General features: G+C 65.9%; 11 protein-coding genes. 9 read left to right on the top strand and 2 right to left on the bottom strand.

All coding sequences use genetic code 11. The features are described from left to right. Positions 1-81: 81 nt before the first annotated feature. Positions 82-624, top strand: a complete 543-nt coding sequence (locus tag OTER_RS03645; RefSeq protein WP_148217994.1) for a hypothetical protein — start codon at positions 82-84, stop codon at positions 622-624. Positions 625-643: 19 nt separating this feature from the next. Here OTER_RS03645 and OTER_RS03640 read toward each other — a convergent pair whose 3' ends face one another. Next, the gene (locus OTER_RS03640; RefSeq protein ID WP_012373547.1) at positions 644-1,099 is read right to left on the bottom strand and encodes an acetolactate synthase; all 456 of its coding nucleotides are present in this window, start codon (positions 1,097-1,099) and stop codon (positions 644-646) included. 131 nt (positions 1,100-1,230) lie between these two features. Between OTER_RS03640 and OTER_RS03635 the strand changes: the two genes are divergently transcribed. The 4 genes from OTER_RS03635 to OTER_RS03620 all read left to right on the top strand — a co-directional run bounded on the left by OTER_RS03635 (position 1,231) and on the right by OTER_RS03620 (position 6,032). After that, a complete protein-coding gene (locus OTER_RS03635) occupies positions 1,231-2,136 on the top strand; it encodes a cation diffusion facilitator family transporter (protein WP_202796019.1) in 906 nt (301 codons plus the stop codon). A gap of 163 nt (positions 2,137-2,299) precedes the next feature. Continuing rightward, entirely contained in the window at positions 2,300-4,126 is a 1,827-nt protein-coding gene (locus OTER_RS03630) for a phosphoenolpyruvate carboxykinase (GTP) (RefSeq protein WP_012373545.1), read from the top strand. Positions 4,127-4,268: 142 nt separating this feature from the next. After that, entirely contained in the window at positions 4,269-5,012 is a 744-nt protein-coding gene (locus OTER_RS03625; protein WP_012373544.1) for a hypothetical protein, read from the top strand. Between the two features lie 189 nt (positions 5,013-5,201). Continuing rightward, a complete protein-coding gene (locus OTER_RS03620) occupies positions 5,202-6,032 on the top strand; it encodes an HDOD domain-containing protein (RefSeq protein ID WP_012373543.1) in 831 nt (276 codons plus the stop codon). 86 nt (positions 6,033-6,118) lie between these two features. Here OTER_RS03620 and OTER_RS03615 read toward each other — a convergent pair whose 3' ends face one another. Continuing rightward, positions 6,119-9,205 carry a proline dehydrogenase family protein gene (locus OTER_RS03615; RefSeq protein ID WP_012373542.1) on the bottom strand — a complete coding sequence of 1,029 codons (3,087 nt, stop codon included), beginning with the start codon at positions 9,203-9,205 and terminating at the stop codon, positions 6,119-6,121. Between the two features lie 302 nt (positions 9,206-9,507). Here OTER_RS03615 and OTER_RS23610 point away from each other — a divergent pair, with 302 nt between their 5' ends. The 4 genes from OTER_RS23610 (at position 9,508) to purE (ending at position 14,128) form a co-directional block, all read left to right on the top strand. Then, positions 9,508-11,082 (top strand): sigma-70 family RNA polymerase sigma factor, encoded by a 1,575-nt coding sequence (locus OTER_RS23610; RefSeq protein ID WP_012373541.1) that lies wholly within the window; start codon positions 9,508-9,510, stop codon positions 11,080-11,082. 2 nt (positions 11,083-11,084) lie between these two features. After that, positions 11,085-11,540 (top strand): hypothetical protein, encoded by a 456-nt coding sequence (locus OTER_RS03605; RefSeq protein WP_012373540.1) that lies wholly within the window; start codon positions 11,085-11,087, stop codon positions 11,538-11,540. An 11-nt stretch (positions 11,541-11,551) separates the two neighbouring features. After that, entirely contained in the window at positions 11,552-13,456 is a 1,905-nt protein-coding gene (locus tag OTER_RS25650; protein ID WP_012373539.1) for an RDD family protein, read from the top strand. 186 nt (positions 13,457-13,642) lie between these two features. After that, positions 13,643-14,128, top strand: coding sequence for a 5-(carboxyamino)imidazole ribonucleotide mutase (purE, locus tag OTER_RS03595; protein ID WP_012373538.1), 486 nt, complete (start codon positions 13,643-13,645; stop codon positions 14,126-14,128). Positions 14,129-14,140: the final 12 nt, after the last annotated feature.

The following is a 14,140-nucleotide window of genomic DNA, read 5'->3' as shown; positions in this document are numbered from 1 at the left end:
GCGGATCCTGCCCGTCAGCTTCGCGGCTGTGCGTGCGCACCGCCGCGCGGGACCCGAGTGCGTCGCCTGCTGCGTTCTCCTGTGGCTGTTCGCGCCGTCATGTTCATCGCGGCGGGAGCGCTCGTGCTCGCACTGTCCGCGGGGTGTGCGTCGCCTGCGGGGCGTGATGCGCTGTCGGCGAAGTCGGCGGCGATGCCCTCGGCGACGGGCCGGGTGCTGACGAAGCAGGAGGTGCAGCGGCGCACCGCCACGTTGTTCTTCGGCGACGAGACGTATGCCGAGGTGAACAGCCAGTGGCTGTTTCGTTATTATCAGGATTTCCGGGCGGAACTCTTCCGGCTCGGCATCGTGCGCTGGGATGATCGGTTCGACTGCAATCGCTTCGCCGAGTTGTACACGAGTCTCGCGCAGGCGCGTTTTTACCGGGAGAGCTACCAGTCGCGCACGCCGGCGAAGGCTCTCGCGCTGGCGCCGTTCTGGTACATTCGCGGCAACGGGCAGGGGGCCCACGCGATCGTGCAGGCGCTGACCGAACGAGGCCGGATGTTCATCGATCCGCAGACGGGCGCCGAGGTGCAGCTCACGCCGCAGGAACGCGCGAGCGCGTACTTTTTCTTTTTCTAGCGCGACCGCGCTGCCGCGCTCAGCGGGAAATATCGCGCTGCGTGAGCACCTTGAACCCGCATTGGTTCAAGGCCTGCGTCGCGACGTCGATGTCCTCGATGCTGATGACGAGCGCCGATCCCCCCTGCGGCCGTTTGATGAAACTGTAGACGTAGTGGACGTTGATTTCGGCCTGATAAATCGCGGCGAGTACGGGTCGCAGCTGCGATTCGTCCCCTAGCTCCACGGCGAGCACCTCGCATTCGGTGTAGGGAAAATCATTGTTCACCATCAGCTCGCGCGCCTTGTCGGGATCGTCAACGATGACGCGGACGATCGCGCTGTCGGTGGTGTCGAGCACCGTGATCGCCATGATGTGAACGTTGTGCTGCTTGAACAGGCTCGTGAGGTCGTGCAGCTGGCCGACGCGATTTTCGGAGAAGATGGAAAACTGTCGGACCGGGTCGCGGCCCACGGAGGTGCTCGGCACAGCCATGATGGCTCACGCTGGCGGTCGCCGCGCCGCGGGTCAATTGCGGGCTGCGGGACAGGCCAAGTCGCGCGCGGGGCGCCGGCCTCGTGAGAAAAGCCTTCATACGCGCCCGCAACCCGCACTAGGCTGGCGCGGTGAATCCAGAGCTGCCCCAGCACCACGCGGCCACGCGGCAACGCGCCCGGGACAGCGCGCGGCTCGTGATGCGCGGCGTTGCGATCAACGCCGGGCTGGCGGCGGTGAAATTCGCCGGCGGCGTGTTCGGCAACACCTATGCGCTCATCGCCGACGCGGCCGAGTCGATGCTGGACATTCTTTCCTCGCTGCTGGTGTGGGCCGGTTTCCAGGTCGCGTCGCGACCGCCCGATGCGAATCATCCCTATGGTCACGGCAAGGCGGAGCCGCTCGCCGGGCTCGCTGTGGCGGTGTTCGTTTTCGCGATGGCCGGCTGGATCGGCCGCGAGGCGATCCACGAGATCATGACGCCGCACAAATCCCCCGCGTGGTGGACGCTCCTGGTGCTGGCGGGCGTGATTGGATTGAAACTATGGATTTCACGGCGCATGGAGGCGGCCGGCGATCGCGTGGGCAGCACCGCGCTCGGCGTCGAAGCCGCGCATCACTGGTCCGACGCGGTCACCTCCGCGGCGGCGTTTGTCGGAATCAGCATCGCGCTGTTGGCCGGCAAAGGCTGGGAAACGGCGGATGACTGGGCGGCGCTGTTCGCGTGCGTGCTCATCGCGGCGAACGGCGTAGCCATGGCCGGCAAAGCGCTGCGGGATGTGATGGACACCGCGGCGCCCGAGTCGCTCGAGCACGAGGTGCGCACGGTGGCGCTCGGCGTGCCCGGCGTGCGCGGTTTGGACAAATGCCGGGTCCGGCGCAGCGGACTGAGCCATCTTATCGATATCCACGTCGTCGTGGACGAGACCCTTACCGTGCGCCAGGGACATGAGATTGCCCATGCGGTGAAGGATGCGCTGCTGGCTTCACCCTTGCAGGTGAGCGATGTTTCGGTGCATATCGAGCCGATGCGCTGACGCGCGGGAGGAGATCTAGACGCCGGAGGATTCCCGCATATTTTGATGTCGGGGCGACCTGCCGGTCCCAAATTCTGCATACAGAATTCCAGTTAATACGCAGTCACCGGACTAGGTTTGCCGGTAGGGTGGAGGCTCAGCCTCTGCACCCTTTTATATCACTATGAGTAAACGCAATCCTGCAGTGCCCCTGAGCACGAACCCCAACCTCGTCAAGTGGGTCGAGAAAATGGCCGAGCTGACGAAGCCGGCCGCGATTCACTGGGTCGATGGTTCCCAAGAGGAGAACGACGCCCTCTGCGCGCAGATGGTGGCCCACGGCACGTTCATCAAGTTGAACGAAAAACTCTGGCCCGGGTGCTTCTACGCGCGTTCCGACGTGGGTGACGTGGCGCGGGTCGAGGAGCGGACGTTCATCTGCTCGCTGTCGAAGGACGGCGCCGGACCGACCAACAACTGGGTCGAGCCCTTCGCCATGCGCAAAAAGCTCAAGGAGCTGTTCACGGGCTGCATGGCGGGTCGCACGATGTATGTGATCCCCTACAGCATGGGCCCGATCGGCTCGCCGATCTCGCAGATCGGCGTGGAAATCACCGATTCGCCTTACGTCGTGGTGAACATGCGGATCATGGCCCGCATCGGCCTGCCGGTGCTCAAGGAGATCGACAAGGACGAGAAGCGCGTCGTCCCCTGCATGCACACGGTCGGCATGCCGCTGGCCCCCGGTCAGAAGGACGTCACCTGGCCCTGCAACAAGGAGAAGTACATCGTGCATTTCCCCGAGACGCGGGAAATCTGGAGCTACGGCTCTGGTTACGGCGGCAATGCGCTGCTCGGCAAGAAGTGCTTCGCGCTCCGCATCGCGTCGAACATGGCGCGCGACGAGGGCTGGATGGCCGAGCACATGCTGATCCTCGGCGTCGAGGATCCCAAAGGCGAGAAGACCTACGTGGCGGCGGCGTTCCCGAGCGCCTGCGGCAAGACGAACTTCGCCATGCTGATTCCGCCGCCCAGCTTCGAGAAGAAGGGCTGGAAGATCTGGACGGTCGGTGACGACATCGCGTGGATCAAACCCGACGCGAACGGCCAGCTGCGCGCGATCAATCCGGAAGCCGGTTTCTTCGGCGTCGCCCCGGGCACGTCCGACAAGACCAACCCGAACGCGATGAAGTCGCTCGCGAAGAACACCATCTTCACGAACGTCGCCCTTACCGCGGACGGCGGCGTTTGGTGGGAAGGCATGACGGACCAGCCGCCGGCCGAGTGCATCGACTGGCAGGGCAACAAGTGGACGCCGGAGATCGCGAAGCAGACCGGCGCCAAGGCCGCGCATCCGAACTCCCGCTTTACCGCGCCGGCCTCGCAGTGCCCGACGATCGATCCGGATTGGGAAAATCCCGCCGGCGTGCCGATCAGCGCCTTCATCTTCGGTGGCCGTCGCCCGACGACACTGCCGTTGATCTTCCAGTCGTTCAACTGGAGCGGCGGTGTCTACCTGGGCGCCACGATGGGCTCCGAGATGACGGCGGCTGCGGCCGGCACGGTCGGTAAGGTTCGCCGCGATCCGTTCGCGATGCTGCCGTTCTGCGGCTATCACATGGGGGACTACTTCCGCCACTGGCTGAAGATGCAGCGCAACCTGACGCAGACGCCCCGCGTGTTCCACGTGAACTGGTTCCGTAAGGACGCCAACGGCAAGTTCATCTGGCCGGGCTACAGCGACAATATGCGCGTGCTGCAATGGATCGTGGCGCGCGCCCGCGGTCGTGCGCTCGGCAAGGAAACCCCGATCGGCTGGCAGCCTCGCTACGAGGATCTCGACTGGACCGGGCTGAACTTCTCGAAGGAGCAGTTCGATGCTCTCCAAGCCGTCGATCACGCCGCGTGGAAGCAGGAAGTGCTGGGTCATGAGGAGCTGTTCCTCTCCCTGCACGACCACCTGCCGTCCGAGCTGATCTATGAGCGCGAGCTCCTGATCTCGCGGCTGTAAATGACGTCGCGGGTCGGCCGTGATGCCGGCCCGATGCGGTTCTCAGAAATTCTCCGGCGCGTGGCGGTGAGCCACGCGCCGTTTGTTTTTCGCCGGCTGGGAGCGGGCGGAACCGGCCCCGGGCGCGCCAGTCGGTGCAGGAATGATTCGCCTTGCCCTGCTGCTTTTGCTCGTCGCCGCGCCGGCGGTCCACGCCGCGCGCGACGTGCGGGAAATGACCCTGCTGCGACGCGTGGCGGAAGAATGGCTCGGCGAGCGCGACCGTTGGGCGTTCACCCAGTTCGTGCGGGAATACGACGGCAAGGAGCTGAAGCAGGAACGGCTGGAACGCTACGACCCCTCGCGCGGCTATGCCGACCGCTGGCAGTTGATCTCGATCAACGGCCGGCCGCCGACGGCAGAGGAGTGGGGGCAGTGGAACAAGCGCAAGAACAAGAAGGCCCGCCGCGACCGGCCGACCATCGCGCAAAACTTTGATTTCGAGGCGGCGAAGGTGTTGGAGGAGACGCCGGAGATCGTCCGCTACGAACTGCCGCTGCGCAGCAGCGTCGAATGGCTGTTCCCGATCAACAAGGTCGAGCTGATCGTCACGATCGACAAAACCGGCCCGGCGCCAGCGCTCGCGCAAGTCCAGGCGCGGATCAGCGAGCCCTTTCGGGTGGCGCTCGGGCTCGCGCGTATTCTCGACATCGACCTTGACGTGCAGATGGAGCCGCCGCCACCGCAGACTCCCGCCGAGGCGAAGCCGAGCGGCACTGCGCAGGCAGTCGTGACGAAGCTCGGGGATCGCATCGAGTATTTCTGGAGCGACTTCCAGCGCGTGACTCCGCGGCTGGGGCAAACCGAATCTGACGCGGCGGAAAACCGCCCGCGCAGCGCCGAATAACGTTGATGCCAGTGAACGAGGTTTCGCCTTCGCCACCCAAACGACAGGCCGGCGGAAGATCTTGGAACCTCAGCACATGTGTACCGCTTGGTCGCCGGCGGATGTCGTCGCCTGAAACGGGACCCTTAGCCGAAAATTTACCTAAGTCCGTGCCGCTGACGTGTCGAGAAAGGGACATTCTTCCACCACATGTCCCTGGATCGCGCGACCATCGTTAGCCTCGGGAGTAAGCTTGCGCCGGCTGCAGCCGCATTTGGGCGATTGCAGACCCTGCTCGAGGACCCGATGACCGGAACCGACGAGATCGTGCAGCTGATCCGGCTGGATCCCGCGCTGTCGTTCCACGTGATCCGGATGAGCAACAGCGTCATCTTTGGGATTCGCGAACCGAACGATACGCTTGAAGACGCGGTGGGGCGCGTGGGCTTTCGGGAAATTTACCGTCTGGTGGGTTTGGCGGCGACGCATCAGACCTGTCAATCCGATCTCCCCTGCTATCGGCTCAAGGCCAGCCGGCTCTGGGAAAATGCCGTGGCCACAGCCGCGGCGGCCGAAGTGTTGGCCTCACCCGGCGGAGCGGATCCGGGCTTGGCCTACACCTCCGGATTGCTGCGCACGCTGGGTCGCGTGATCATCAATGGTGTTGCGGGAAACCAAGTTTATCCCGGCGAGGCGGAGTGGCCGCTCGTCGCGGAATGGGAGCAAATCACCTTCGGGGTCACGGCGGCGGAGGTCACCGCGATGCTGCTCGAACACTGGCGTTTCCCGGCCCAGATCGTCGACGCGGTACGGCACCATTTCGATCCGTTTGGCCGGCCGGAGCCGAACGTCGGCGCGTGTGTGCTCAATCTCGCGTGCGGCGTGGTGGCCCGCTTCGGCGTCGATCTGCCTGGCGAGACGAGTCATTGGATCGGCAGCCCGACGGAGCTGCGGCTCGCGAACGTGCCGCAATCGGTGCTCGAAGAGTGCGCCTTCCGCGCGCGCGAGCATTACTCGGCCCTTTGTGCTTCAGTGGTGTAAGTTAGTCGACAGCGCGAGCAGCGCTTAGCACTGCTCGCGCCCCTTTCAAAAAAGGCCGCCGGTTTCGGGCGGCCTTTTTGCTGCGGCTATTCTCCCTCCTCGGGCGGCGTGAACCCGCGGCGCAGGACGTTTTCGGCGATCACGCGCGGGAAGAGGAAGTTTTCCAGGTAACCCCGGCCACCGGCCTTGGTGCCGCTGCCGCTCATCTTGAATCCGCCGAATGGATGCCGCTCAACGATCGCGCCGGTGACGCCGCGATTCAGGTAGACATTGCCGCACACGAGCTCGCGTTCGGCCCGCTGCAAGGCGCGCGGGCTGCGCGAGAACAAGCCACCGGTGAGCGCGTAGTCGGTCGAGTTGGCGATGGCGAAGGCCTCGTCGAGGTCGCGCGCGCGCAACACCGCCAGCACGGGCCCGAAGATTTCCTCCCGCGCGAGGGTGTGCTCGGGCTTCACGCCGGTGAAGATCGTCGGGGGCACGTAGTGGCCGCCGCTGGCTTGCACCGCCGTCGGCAACACGGCCTGCCAGGCGCGCGTCGCCTCGCGGCGGCCTGTTTCGATCATCCGGAGAATGCGTCCGTGCGCCTCGGCATCGATCACGGGACCGACCGCGGTGCCCGGCTCGGCGGGATCGCCCACCGGCAGGGCCGCGGCCGCCGCGAGCAGCCGCTCCACGAACCGGTCATGCACCTCGTCGAGCAGAATCAAGCGCGACAGGGCGGAGCATTTCTGCCCGGAAAAACCGAACGCGCTGTAGAGCGTCGCCGGGATGGCTTCATCGAGATCGGCGTCGTTGTCGATGATGAGCGCGTTCTTGCCGCCCATTTCGCAGATCACCTTCTTCAGGTTGGCCTGTCCGGGCGCGGTCTGTCCCGCGGCCGCCCAGATCTGCAACCCGACCGCGCGCGAACCCGTGAACGCGACAAAATCAATGTTCGGATTACGAACAAGGGCGTCGCCCACCTCCTCGCCGAGGCCGGGGAGAAAGTTCACCACGCCGGCGGGAAGACCGGCTTCGATCAACACCTGCATGAACGCGGCCGCGACGAGCGAGGTCTGCTCGGCCGGCTTCATGATCACGGTATTGCCGGCGACGACCGGTGCGATCGTGAGTCCGCACAGAATCGCGAGCGGAAAATTCCACGGGGCAATCACCACGCCGGTGCCGCGCGGTAGCCAGCGTTCCACGCACCGCTCACCTGGCACCGGCTGCGTGACGCGCGGCCGGTCGATCCGGCGGATTTCCGCGGCGTAGAACCGGCAGAAGTCGACCGCTTCGCTGATGTCGGCGTCGGCCTCCGCCCACGGCTTGCCCGCTTCGAGAATCTCCAGCGCGTTGAGTTCGTGCCGGCGTGTCTCGAGCAAATCGGCCACGCGCTCCGCCCACGTGGCGCGCTCATTGGCGCTGCGGGCGGCCCACGCGGGCTGCGCCGCCCGCGCGGCCGCGACGGCTGCATCGGCATCGGCGATGGTCGCGCGTGCCCAGTAGCCGAGCACCTGCGACGGATGCGCGGGATTGTGTGCCGGCAGAAACTCCCGATCCGAGATCTCGCGGCCGCCGATGATCAGCGGCCGGCGGTCGCCGCGGCGAACGAGCAGGCGCGACGAGGTCGTCGCGTCCGCGAACGATTTGAGCGCGGCGCGCAATTGGTCGCGCGCGGCGGACTTGGTGAAGTCGGTGTTGGCCGCGTTGCGGAACGGTTGGGGTGCGGCGCTCGAACCCGCGGGGACGGTGGGTTCCACCGCCCCGGGAATCTGCGCGGCAACTTCCGCCGGATCGCGGAGGAGTTCGTCCTTGGTCGCTTCGCCGAGGTTTTTGCGGCGGAGAAAACCCTCATTGCTGGTGTTCTCGAGCAGCCGGCGGACGAGGTAGGCCATGCCAGGGAGCAGCGCGCCGATCGCGCAGTATTCACGAACCCGATGCCCGCGTTGGCGCAGCGCCTGTTTGAGTTCGTCCGCCATGCCGTAGAGCGCCTGGAACTCGTAGGCGCGCGGGTCGATCCGCCGCTGCTCGGCCTGGGCGATTACGTGTGCGGCGGAGCGGACGTTGTGCGTCGCGAAGTCGGGCGTGATGAGATCGATGTTGTCGAGCAACACCGCCGAGAGCTTTTCATAGTTCGCGTCGGTCTCGGCCTTGTGCTCCCACACCGGCACCGGCCAACTGCGCTGCCGGGCGAGCACCGTCTCGTAATCCCAGTACGCGCCTTTCACCAGCCGCACGTCGAGCGGCTGACGACGCGCGCGCGCCCAAGCGATCAGCGCGCGGAGATCGGTTTCGCAGTCGCGCAGATACGCCTGGAGCGCGATGCCGAAGGCCGGCTTCGCCGGCCGTTGCGAGTCGAGAGTCGAGGGTCGAGAGTCGGGTGCTGCGGCGAACTCCGGCTCCTCGAGGATGGATTTGAAGAGCGCGAGCGTGAGGTCCTTCAGCTTGTAGCTCTCCATGTCGAAGTTCACGAGCGCACCCACCTCGGCCGCCCGCCGGAGGATCGGCCGCAGCCGCTGCTTCAGAGCGAGGATCGAGTTCTCCGGATCGGCGGGCTGCACCTCCGGCGTGAGGGCCGAAATTTTCACCGACAGGTTGAGCCGCGGCAGCGGACCGCGCGGGCCGAGATCGCTGAAGCCCGGAGCAGGCTCCTGCACCAGAAAACGAGAAACGGTGTCGAGCACCTCGAGGTTGCGCTGCAGGAAGGCGTCGGCCTCGGCGTCGTTGACCACCGTTTCGCCAAGCAGGTCGATCGTGGTCGCGATCCCGGCGGCGGTGTTGGCGCGAATGCGTTGAACGAGGTCGGCGGGCGTCTCGCCGGCGACGAATTGCGCGGCCATCGCGACGACATTGGCTTTCACGGGGCCGGCGAGCAGGCCCGGCGCGAACGACGACGCGGCGAGACCGGCCTTGAGCGCCGGGTTGAGCACGACTGCCTGATCGCCGAGATATTCCTGGAGGTGACGCACGATGTCCGCCGACGAGTTGAGCGACGGCAACACGTCGACGAACCGGAACAGCTGCGCTTTAAAAACCGGATCGCGCATAGACCACTCCATCAGGCGGGCGTAACCGCCTTTTTTGGAGAACAGGCTTGGGGCGGGCCGGGCGTCCATGGCGGCGAGGATTTCTTCGCCAATCTGGCGAATGCGCGGCTGCAACGTTGGGCTGAGGGGGAAGAGTTGGGGCATGGAAGAGTTGGTTGCCATCAGGATCGCGGGAAATTGCGCTGTCGCAAGAGAGTGCCGGTTGAGCCCGGTTGCCGACCTGGCGTTTCGCGTCGAGACCGCGCGGCCGGAAAACTACGTCTTTTTACTTCACCTTTTGGCTCGGCGACCGAGACAAGCCGGGATACTCCATGATCATGCAGAAAAGGCTTCGAACGGTGTGTGACGAACCGGCGGGAGGCGCCGTCATGCGGTCGCGCAACTTCGTGATGGCGAACTTTGATCCGCGATATCGGAGCCCGACTTCTCGCTAGCGACGGTTTGGTATGGCGATCACACGCGAGACGATCCTCGAGGTGGCGGGTTCGCTTCCGCCGGCTTCCCAGGTTTTCTCCGAGTTAGGAGTGATTCTGCGACGCCCGGACGCGCGGCTGGATGAGATCGCCACGTTGATGAAGCGCGATTCGACGCTCGCGGCGAACCTCATTCGGATCAGCAACAGTGTCGCGTATGGTGGCGAGCAGAAGGTGGGCTCGGTCGAGGAGGCACTCGCCCGCGTGGGCATGAAGGAGGTTTTCCGGCTGGTGAGCCACGTGGCGAGCGCACAGCTTGTGGACCGGACGTTGAGCAACTACGGGATCGAAGCGACGGAGCTGCGTGAACAGATGCTGCAGACCGCGTTCATCTGCGAGCACCTTGCCGAGGAATGCGATCTGGATCCGCGGAGCGCCTATACGGCGGGACTGATGCGTCCGCTCGGTTTGCTGGTGCTCGATCGACTGGCGGAGCGCTACGAGATGGAGCCCTACCATCCGATCAACGACCCGGACTACCTGGCTTGGGAGGGGCGGGTGTTCGGCATTGCGAGCTCCGAAGTCGCCGGGATGGTGCTGTCGCAGTGGAGCTTCCGGGATGACATCGTCGAAGCGGTGCGCAGCCAATACCTGATCCGCGTGGAGGATGCGCAGGATCGGCTGGCGTGCCTGTTGAACCTTTCCGGCGGGTTGGTGGCGGACGCCGGGCACGCGCTCTTGGGCGAGACGCGACATTGGGGCGTCACGCCGGCGAAATTGCAGGCGCTCGGCGTCAGCGACGAAGCGCTGCGCGCCGCGGGGAAGCGAGCGTTCAAGGCATTTGCCGCGTTCCAGAACCGGATGGCGGAGCGGGCCGAAGCGGCCGAGGCCGAGGAGCCTGCGCCGCCGGTCGCGCCCATCGCGCCGCCCATAGCGGAAAGTCCGCCGCCGGAGCCGGTCGCCACCGAGGAGGAAACCTGCAACTTTGCGCCGGAGGAGGGGGTATTGCACGCGAACGATGAACGCCCAGTGCAAACTTCACCCGCGGGGCTGATCACCCCGACCGACTTCACGACCTTCATGCGCAATTATCAGGACATGGTCTTCTCCACGGCAGTGCGTCTGGTCGGCAACGAGGCGCAGGCGGAGGACATCTCGCAGGAGGTTTTCCTGAAGGCGTATGAACGTTTCGATTCGCTGCAGTCCAGCCCGACGGCCGGGGGCTGGCTGAAGACTGTCGCCACCAACCTTTCGCTGAACCATCTCTCGCGTTACCGCAACCGCTGGCGGTTCTTTTCGGAATTCCGCCGCGAGGACGATGCCGGCGACGACCAACCCGAGATCGAGTTCGCTTCGCCCGACACGTTCTTCGCCGGCATGGATGCGGGGGAACGACGCGAATGGGTGGACGCCGCGCTCGACAAGCTGCCCGAACATCAGCGCGTGCCGCTGGTGCTCTATCATTTCGAAGATATGTCCTACGAGGACATCGCGAAGCGGCTGCGCATCTCGCTGGCCAAGGTCAAGACCGACATCCTCCGCGCGCGCGCCGCGTTGGCGCGCATTCTCGAACGCAGCGGAGCTCCGCACGAAAAACTCACCGCCTGATCATGAAACGCTCTCCCGAGGAACTCGAAAACCTGATCCACCAAACCCTCCGCGCCCTGCCGGAGCGCCGGGCGCCGCGTTCGCTCGAAGGTCGCGTGCTCGCGGCCATCGCCGCGCGCCAGGCCCTTCCGTGGTGGAAGCAGTCGTTCCGCGCGTGGCCCATCGCCGTGCGCGGCGCGTTTGTGGTCGCTTCGTGCGCGCTCGTCGCCGCGCTAGCGTTCGCCTGGGTGCTCTACGGCCCGCAGAACGTCGACGTGTCGCAGACGCTCGCGCGTCCGCTCGCGCTGCTGGAAAGCGTACGGGGCGTCGGGCGCGCCCTCGTTGACTTTGGCGCGATCCTGCTGCGACACGTCCCGACGCTTTGGCTCTATGGGGCGATCGCCGCGTTCATCGGGCTATACGTCACCCTCTTCGGCGTGGGCGCCACCGCTTACCGCACGCTCTACGCGAACCGCTAGTTCCCTTTCGTATGAAAACTCCAGCCCGCACTTTTTTCCTGGCCGCGCTCGCGTCGTGGATGGCGCTGACTGCTGCGGCTCTGGCGCAGAACGATCCCGCGCCAGCGGCTCCGGATCAGTCCACCCCTGCGGCTCAACCCAGCGCCACGACGGCCGACCCGCAGACCGCGCCCGCCGCCGAGGAACCAAAAGCGGCACCGGTGGCGGAACAGCCGGCCGCTCCTGAGGCGGCGCCCGCCAGCGCGGCGGAGCCGGAGATGCGGCGGCTTGATCAACCTGCGGCCGAGGAGACCGAAACCAGCGCTGCCACGAACGACGAGGCGACAAGCACCGACGAGCAGAAGGTGGAGACACAGGCGCCCGACGCTCCCGAGGCGCCTCCCGCTCCCGCACCCAAGGCCGAACGCAAGTGGGAGCGGCAGCAGTTCAACCGCCACGCGGGCAATGAGCGGGTTTCGATCTGGCAGGATTCCACCCTTGCGGAGGGCGAGGAGGCCGGCGCGGTCGTGTCCATCGTCGGATCTTCCACCTCCGCCGGCAAGGTTAGCGATGCCGTCGTCTCCATCCTTGGCTCGTCGACGTCCTCCGGCCACGTAGGTGGGGCGGTCGTATCCGTTTTTGGCAGCTCGCGCATGACGGACGGCAGCGTCGGCGACGCCGTCGTCTCCGTGCTCGGCAACACCTATGTCAACGGCCGGGTCCGCGGCGACGTCGTCGCCGTGCTGGGCAACGTGGAACTCGGGCCGCAGGCCGAGGTTCACGGCCAGATCGTTTGTGTTGGCGGCAAGGTCAACCGCGACGCGGCCGCCCAGGTTCACGGTCAGGTCAACAACATTGCCATGGGATTCAGCTTCGGCGGATTCGAATGGCTGCACGCCTGGATTTCCCAGTGCCTGCTCTATGGACGGCCCCTCGCCTTCGGGCCGCATCTGATGTGGGCGTGGTGGATCGCGATCGGGTTCTTCGTCCTCTACCTGGCGTTCGCGTTGTTGTTCCCGCGCGGGATTGTGCGCTGCGCGGAGACGTTGGAGCAGCGCCCCGGTTTCTCGATTCTCACCGCGTTCCTGGTCACGCTGCTGGCGCCCGCGGCGGTGGTGATCCTCGCGATCACGGTGATCGGCACCCCCGCCGTGATCCTCGGGCTCTTCGTGGCCGGACTGTTTGGGAAGGCTGCGATGTTCGCGTGGGTCGGCCGGCGCATCACCCGTTTCCTGGGAAATGGTCCGCTGGCGCATCCGTTCTTCGCCGTCCTGATCGGTGGCGTGATCGTGCTGTTGCTCTACACCGTGCCCGTCGTCGGCTTCGTCGTCGCGAAGCTCACCTCGTGGCTCGGCGTCGGCATTGTAATCTATACCCTGATTCTCGTCATGCAGCGGAACAAGGCCGCCCGCCTGCCCGCGGTGGCGGCGGCGGCACCGGCGACCACAATCCTCCCGGCAGTCGCTCCGCTCGGAGCTACGGGCGCCAGCGCCTCCATGTCGACCGCCGACGCTGGCGTGGCCAGTGCGCCCGTTTCGGTGGTCGTGTCGGCGGCGACGCTCACGCGAGCCGGTTTCTGGATACGCGCTGCGGCGTCGCTGATCGACGCGGCGATCGTCGCGGTGGCGGTGAATCTGTTCCCGGATCGCTGGGAGCCGAACTTCCTGCTGTCGTTCGCGACTTATTGCGTGGTCCTGTGGGCAACCAAGGCGACGACGATCGGCGGCATCGTCTGCAGCCTCAAGGTGGTGCGGCTCGATGATCGCAAGCTCGACTGGCCGACCGCGCTGGTGCGCGTGCTTGGCGGCTTCATCTCGCTGATTCCGGCGGGCCTCGGGTTCATCTGGGTCGCCTTCGACGACCAGCGGCAGTCCTGGCATGACAAGATCGCCGGCACCACCGTGGTGTATGTGCCGCGCGGCCTGTCGCTGCTGTAGCCGGCGCTGGCGCGCAGAGCCAGACGACGCCTGGTTGTTGAGCGGGATCGCTTGATCCCGCCAACATCGCAAGCCACGGCGGGGGTCGGGAGCCCCCCCCGCCCTGCACTTGTGTGCGGCGTGCATCCGTCATACCCGCATTCCGATTTGCAGAATCTGCAGCTTCCCACATATCACTCGACCTCTATGGCAACTGCTCTCGTCGGGATCATCATGGGCAGCACGTCGGATTGGGACGTGATGCAGAACTGCGCGCAGACGCTCGATCAGCTCGGCGTGCCTTACGAGAAACGGGTGATGAGCGCGCATCGAACTCCCGATCTGGTGATCGACTGGGCGCGCGGGGCGGACGCTCGCGGCCTCAAGGTCATCATTGCCGCGGCGGGGGGTGCGGCGCACCTTGCGGGCGTGGCCGCGGCGCTGACCCCGCTGCCGGTGCTCGGAGTGCCGATGGAATCGGCGTCGCTCAAGGGGCTCGATTCGCTGCTTTCGATGGTGCAGATGCCAGGCGGGATTCCCGTGGCAACGTTCGCGATCGGCAAGCCCGGCGCGGTGAATGCGGCGTTGTTTGCCGCGGCCACGCTGGCGTTGAGCGATGCGAAGATCAAACGCGCGCTCGAGGACTATCGCGCGGCACAGTCGAAGAAGGTGGCCGAAGCGAAACTGCCGTAGGTTTCGCGGCGC

The sequence above is a fragment of the Opitutus terrae PB90-1 genome (assembly GCF_000019965.1).
Classification (GTDB): Bacteria; Verrucomicrobiota; Verrucomicrobiia; order Opitutales; family Opitutaceae; genus Opitutus; species Opitutus terrae.
The sequence above is the reverse complement of the archived record's forward strand: the minus strand, read 5'-3'. Positions and strand labels throughout refer to the sequence as shown.